This window comes from Novosphingobium sp. AAP93, assembly GCF_001296055.1.
GTDB lineage: Bacteria > Pseudomonadota > Alphaproteobacteria > Sphingomonadales > Sphingomonadaceae > Novosphingobium.
This window is the reverse complement of sequence record NZ_LJHZ01000109.1, coordinates 1-6,153: the sequence shown is the minus strand read 5'-3', so window position 1 is coordinate 6,153 and position 6,153 is coordinate 1. Positions and strand designations below refer to the sequence as shown.

The 6,153-nt window shown below is 60.2% G+C and carries 7 protein-coding genes; 4 read left to right on the top strand and 3 right to left on the bottom strand.

Annotated elements, in window-relative coordinates; genetic code table 11:
• Nucleotides 1-80: 80 nt before the first annotated feature.
• On the top strand, nucleotides 81-1,358 hold the full coding sequence (locus IP83_RS16710) for a reverse transcriptase domain-containing protein (RefSeq protein ID WP_082364792.1): 1,278 nt from the start codon (nucleotides 81-83) through the stop codon (nucleotides 1,356-1,358).
• A 163-nt stretch (nucleotides 1,359-1,521) separates the two neighbouring features.
• Here the strand turns inward: IP83_RS16710 and IP83_RS16705 are convergent, their stop codons facing one another.
• The 3 genes from IP83_RS16705 to IP83_RS20365 form a co-directional block, all read right to left on the bottom strand.
• Nucleotides 1,522-1,956, bottom strand: coding sequence for a hypothetical protein (locus IP83_RS16705; protein WP_054123372.1), 435 nt, complete (start codon nucleotides 1,954-1,956; stop codon nucleotides 1,522-1,524).
• A gap of 155 nt (nucleotides 1,957-2,111) precedes the next feature.
• Entirely contained in the window at nucleotides 2,112-2,828 is a 717-nt protein-coding gene (locus IP83_RS16700) for a recombinase family protein (RefSeq protein WP_054123371.1), read from the bottom strand.
• A 162-nt stretch (nucleotides 2,829-2,990) separates the two neighbouring features.
• Nucleotides 2,991-3,254 carry a hypothetical protein gene (locus tag IP83_RS20365; RefSeq protein ID WP_156309806.1) on the bottom strand — a complete coding sequence of 88 codons (264 nt, stop codon included), beginning with the start codon at nucleotides 3,252-3,254 and terminating at the stop codon, nucleotides 2,991-2,993.
• A 481-nt stretch (nucleotides 3,255-3,735) separates the two neighbouring features.
• On the opposite strand from IP83_RS20365, the gene IP83_RS16695 reads away from it, so the two are divergent.
• From IP83_RS16695 to IP83_RS16685, 3 genes are all read left to right on the top strand, one after another.
• On the top strand, nucleotides 3,736-4,404 hold the full coding sequence (locus IP83_RS16695; protein ID WP_054123370.1) for a PDZ domain-containing protein: 669 nt from the start codon (nucleotides 3,736-3,738) through the stop codon (nucleotides 4,402-4,404).
• On the top strand, nucleotides 4,401-5,588 hold the full coding sequence (locus IP83_RS16690; protein ID WP_054123369.1) for a hypothetical protein: 1,188 nt from the start codon (nucleotides 4,401-4,403) through the stop codon (nucleotides 5,586-5,588). Before IP83_RS16695 ends, IP83_RS16690 begins: the two co-directional genes overlap by 4 nt.
• A 74-nt stretch (nucleotides 5,589-5,662) precedes the next feature.
• Complete coding sequence (locus tag IP83_RS16685) at nucleotides 5,663-6,100, top strand: hypothetical protein (protein WP_156309804.1); 438 nt, start codon at nucleotides 5,663-5,665, stop codon at nucleotides 6,098-6,100.
• Nucleotides 6,101-6,153: the final 53 nt, after the last annotated feature.

Here is a 6,153-nt window from a genome sequence, read left to right as displayed (position 1 = left end):
TCGCGGTGTGGGTGGATGTGGCGGCGACCGAGGTTGCCGGTGCGAAGCCTGAAGGAACGTCGCGCTAGCCGGGGGTAACTTTGTCGACAGGCCCCACCACTAGCAAGCGAGACAACCGAACGCTGTGCCAGCGTGTCCGTTCTACCAAGGTCCTTGTAGAAGCGTGGCACGCAATCCGGCGAAATGCAGAAACCTCGCAGACCGCCTCAACCAAGGAGGAGGCGAAGAAGTTCGGACTGCATCTGCCATCGAATATCGACCGCCTCCAGCGGCGGCTGCTCAAGGGCTATGAGTTTTCAAAGGCGTATGGTGCGACCCCGGCCAAAGGCGCGGGAAAACCGGGGAAGCGACCGATTGTGATTGCGCCGCTGGAGGACCGCATTGTCCAACGCGCTATCCTGAACGTTCTTCAGGATGCCAAGGACATGCCTCGCGTCCAGCAGGTATTAGCCACGCCAACATCCATCGGCGGCATACGCGGGCGCGGTGTAGACGATGCGATACGCTTGTTCGACAAATGCTATGCGGACGGAGCCAAGTTCGTCGCTGGCTCTGACATCTCTGGATTCTTCACCAAAATCTCACGCCCGATGGTGATCGCCTTCATCCGGCAGGACACCGACGAGGAGCCATTTCTTGACCTTCTCGACCGGGCATTGACTGTTGAGCTTAGCAATGCTGCCTCGCTAAGCGATGAGGATCGAAAGCTGTTCCCCACGGGCACGGATGGAGTGGCGCAGGGCTGTCCGCTATCGGCCTTGGCCGGGAACATTGTGCTCGCCGAGTTCGATCAGAAGATGAACGCGCCCGGTCGAGGTGTCACCTGCATCCGCTACATCGACGACTTCATCTTGACAGCAGCCACCTCGGTGAAGGTTCGGAAGGCAATGGCAAGCGCAAAGGCCCACTTGGCAGGGCTTGGAATGGGGATATACGACCCCGCGACCGATCCGAAGAAGGCTTTCTGCGGGCCAATTGGAAAACCCCACATCTTCCTCGGTTACGAGATAGTCCCCGGCCAATACCGGCCATCCCCGACTGCCTGTGATGCCTTGCTTGGAAGGGTTGAAGTGCTGCTTCGCGATGGCAGAAGAACGATTGCGCGGGTGATTGCTGGCAAGTCAATCAAACCGAGTGACCGGTGTTTTGCGCAAACAATTGCTGCCGTTGACAATACGGTCAAAGGTTGGCGCGGCTCATATCGGGCTGCGCTCTGCAACAAAACTTTCGCGCGATTAGATCGCGAGATTGAACGCCGCATCCATGACTTCGAGACCTTTTTTCGAACACGCACAGTCAAGGTTGGTGCCGATGTGCGAAGGCGTGCAATGGGGATACACTTACTCGAAGCTGGCTGAACAGGCGATGAGCTTATGAGTTTAGAAAATACAGCTACATAGCCATATCTGCTAAAACGCATTGAATGAAACTATAGTGATGTACTTTGTTATCGTCTCACTCTGCAACTACGGCGGTAGGTGCTCAATCTAGTGCAAGCCAAGCGCCCGATGGCGCTGACCTCTATGCTGGAACATAGCCCCCGCGGAGTGTCGCGATAATCGGTGAAGATGAAATCTGATACGTCGGCCCGCACAACTCGGTCAGGTGCCGTGGGTCGTCGTACCCCTGATGCTGCCATGGATGGGCAAAGCTCCCGACGACGTGCAAGGGCCGAGCATCGAACTTAGGGCACCAGATGAACACGCCGTTTGGTAAGTTGGTGACCCCGACGCGGCGCCGGTGACGCATTTCGAAAAGGCGCGCATGGTGCAATCGTCGGTCGATCTCGCGCAGCGGTAACCAGTCGCGCAACTTCAGGCCGTGGCCGATCTTCCATGCCTCGATAAATGCGGCCAGCGCGTCGGGCCGACATTCTCCGCACGGACGATGCCCCGCCGCAAGCGCAACCGCTTCGTCGTGGAAGAAGAGCGGGTAATTCCTGCCGGGCTCGTCCATTGGCGCTCGCCATCCATCTCCGGTGTCGAGGAGGCAACTGATCCACCGCCGACTGCGCCACGGTCGGCCCAGGCTGCCATCTGGCGCGTGCAGATCGCCACGGTTCCCCATCAGTGTGCCTTTATGGTGCGTCGCCTCGATAGTGCCCCAAGGCGTCACCCTGTTTTGGCGGGGGCGCCGCACTGAATTGCAACCCGTTGCAAAAAGCGGGAGACCTTCTGTCCCGTCCATGTTCCTCCTCGTGCGGCTGGAATGCCGCGCTGCTCAAGTTCGGTGGCGATGGCTGCGAAGCTCTGCCCAGCGTCGCGCAGATGGGTAATTACCGGCGCGAGATCACGGGCGCGCTCGGCAGCGCGCTGCGAACGCACCTTGGCGCTTGCCAGAGCGCCCTTGGCGGCGACGGCGGGGAGATTGCCCCGGTTGCCACCCAGGACAACGCCGCGCGCTCGTGCGGCGCTCAGGGCGGCCTTGGTGCGTTCCGAAATCATTCTCGCCTCGTGCTCCGCGACGGCGGACAGAATGTGGATGGTGAGCCGGTTCGCTTCGGGAAAATCGGCAGCAACGAAATCAACGCCACTGTCGAGAATGTTCGACACGAAGGCCACGCTGCGCGCGAGGCGGTCCAGCTTGGCGATTATCAGGGTGGCATGGTGGACGCGGCACAGGGCAAAAGCCTCGGCCAGTTGCGGACGGTCTGCGTTGCGCCCGCTTTCGACTTCGACCAGTTCCGCGACCAATGTGTGTGGCCGCTGGCCTAGAAAATTGTGGACCGCTTCCCTCTGGGCGTCGAGACCGAGGCCGCTTCGGCCCTGACGGTCAGTGCTCACCCTGTAATAAGCTACGAAATGTGACCTATCCGAACACTTTGCCATGGCACTCAACAGCAACCAACGATGTTGCTATATCATAATGCCAGTGTGTTCGCCAGTTATATCACCGATTGAATCCCGATAATTAGAATATTTATAAAATAATCAAGCGTTTTTAAAAAAATTTATAGAAAATTATCATTATTTTTAAATTTTTATAAAAAGTTAAATTTTGTTTTTTCTATTTTTTAATATAGAAATTTCTTGAATTAATTCACGAATTTTTTCCCTATCGGCCCCCTTCCCTTGATAAAGATGGAACCAAAGCTCTCTCTTTAGTCTCATCGCCTCATGATCCAAACGAATTCTTTCTTGCTGAATTACTTGATCGCGCTCATCTGTCGGCTTTAATCCGCGAACTCGAGTTTGTTCGCATTTTTGGCAAGATTCGCGAACCTCGAAGTTGGCTTGATCTACACGAGTAATCACCCATTGATGAAATAAGCAGTTCCTTGGTAGGCGACCGCGTTTCGGAGAAGACCTATACCACCAAGGCATGGTAAGATCATAACAGGAATGGGTGAACTGCGATAGCGCCGCCGATAAGGAGCTAGCGCCCAGCAGGCTTCACAGGACAGTTCAGATTTGTCGCCTAATCTGCTCAGACCTACTTGCCAGAACGGGGAAGACAGGCAATCTGCTTTGGCCGCTCGTGAAAGCCGAGGGGTGGGGCGTGGAAACCTCTTTCAACGAAACTCGGTCACCAAATTTGGAGGCCGGGTGGCATGCGCGCATGTCCAGCCGGCTTGCCGGTAAAGGCGTATGCGCCTGCTCGTTGAACAGGTTTCCAACATCCGGCTTTGGCCGTCGCCCCGAGAGGACATAGGAGCGACGATGAAGCCGACCGGCGGCGTCGCGACAGTGTGGAGCGACGCCAGTGCCGACAGACATTCGACGATCTACCTACCGATTGACCGCCGCCGCGCTCGTGGGCGCCACGCTTATTGCGGCTGGCCCGGCGCTGGCCAAAAAGGAAGAACCCACACCCTATGTTTATGGGCCAGCGCCTGAATGGTCGCAGTTCACCGCGCTGGCGGAAGCGGCGATCCGCGCGCAATTGATTGATCCAGACAGCGCCAAATTCGAGTGGCCCAACGGCTACAAGCAGGGCTTCTTCAAACCCTTTTTCAGCCGACGGATCAACGGCTATGTCACCTGCGGGCTCGTAAACAGCCGCAACCGCATGGGCGGTTATGTCGGGCGGACCTACTTCGTCGTCGTCGAGGATAACGGCGCGGTCCTCTACTCCGAGATAGGCAAAGGCGACGGTGTCGACATGCTCAGCACGACTTGCGCGAGCGCCTCGCTACCGCCGGCACCCACGGCGGTTGCACCTTCAGCCCCGGCGCTAGGAGTTGAGGTTTTCGCTACCGCAGAGGGCGCTGCGATCAGCGCGGTGACGCCTGGCAGCCTCGGTGACGCAGCGGGTCTCAAGCCAGGCATGGTGGTGACCAAGGTCAACGGCATCGCGATCAAGGGCATGAGTGCTGATCTGCTGCGCCAGATGCTCGCTGGCATCGTGGGCAACGCCACGCTGGAACTGACCGGCGGCACCACGATCACGGTCGCCAAGCCATGACGCTGGTGCTGCTGGGCGATGCGCCGCAGGTCGTCCGCCGGGTGCCCCAGGGCGAGGCGCGATGCGAGGCGGTGTTGCGCGATCTGATCGCCGATCATCCCGCCTTGCTGCCGGTCCACGACATCGACCCCAGCTACGGCAAGGTCGTCACCGTCACCACCGAACTGTCGATCCCCAGCGTCGGCTTCGTCGATGTTCTGCTGATGGATGAGTTCGGGCGGCTGATCGTCGTGGAATGCAAGCTCTGGCGCAATCCGCAGGCGCGGCGGGAGGTGGTGGGGCAAATCCTCGACTATGCCCGCGAACTGAGCCGCTTCGCCTATGACGATCTGCAACGGCAGGTGTCCATCGCCACCAAGCGGACCGGCAACGTGCTCTATACGCTAGCGCGCGAGGCGGGGAGCAACCTGCCCGAAGCCGACTTCGTGGACCGGGTGACGCGCGATCTTGCGGCTGGCCGCTTCCTGCTGCTGGTGGTGGGCGACGGCATTGCCGAGGGCACAAGGCGCATCGGCGAGTATCTGCGCGATCAGCCCGGCCTCGCCTTCTCTTTCGCGCTGATCGAAATGGCCGAGTACCGGCACACCGATGCGGACGGGATAGCGCGCGCGATCATGCACCCGCGCGTGCTGGCGCAAACCGTACTGATCGAGCGGCATGTGATCCGCAGCGAGGTGCCGGGGCTGGTGATCGATGCCACCTCGACGATTGCGCCCGCTGGCGATGCGGTTGGGCACCGCGCGCCGTCCGAGGCAGGCACGGCATGGCGGGCGTTTGCCGACAAGCTCTTGGCCGAAATGCGCTTCGATGATCCCGGCCAACCGCCCGCGCGCAATGGCGGCATGGGCTGGGTGCGCGTACCGCTGCCGGGTGGGTTCTACGTCAATGTCTATCGCAGCGCCGCCGAGGGTGGCTTGGGCGCGCAAGTTCGCTTCCCCGGTGCAGAGGGCGAGGCCGTCGCCGCACTGCTGCGCGAGGATGCCGACGCGATAGCGGCGGAGTTCGCCTCCGCTGGCCTGTCAGCGCCCACATGGGTTGCGGGCGACGTGTGCACCCTCAGCCTTACGATGGCGTCAGCGCAGCCTTGGGATGGCGCGGCGGAGGAAGCGCAGCGCGCATGGATGGCCAAAGCGGCGAACCAGTTTGTCAACAGCCTCCGGCCCCGGCTGCAACGTCTGGGCTGATCCGCGCCATGCCACGGCAAAACCGTTGCGATCCCTTTGGCAACATCGTCGCACACCCGGCGCGCGGAATGCTGATGGGCAACCGGGGGTGCCTGCATGACGATGCGGGGCGGATCGTCCGCGCCAGCGACCGGGCGGCGTGGATCACTTGCCTACCGACTTGGCCGGGCATCCGCCGGTCGCTGATGGCTCCGCGCCATTACACCGAACTGTTCTTTCTGGACGAGGCGACCGCATTGGCGGCTGGGCATCGGCCTTGTGGTAGCTGCCGCCCAGAGGCACTGGCAGCATTCAAGCAGGCATGGGCGGTGGCGCATGGCCTGCCCTACCTGCCGCGTGTCGCCGAGATCGATAGCGCGTTACGGGGGAGCCAGTTGTGCGATGCCGGTAGGTTGGATGACTTGCCGGATGGCGCGATGATCGCTGCTAACGGCAACCCGCTATTACGTTGGTCCGGGCAATGGCTGGCATGGTCATTTGATGGCTACACGCCAGCCAAGGGCATGGAGTGAAGCGTCCCGGGTTTTCCGGAGGCTCCTATTTGTGAGAAGGAGCTGTGATGAGC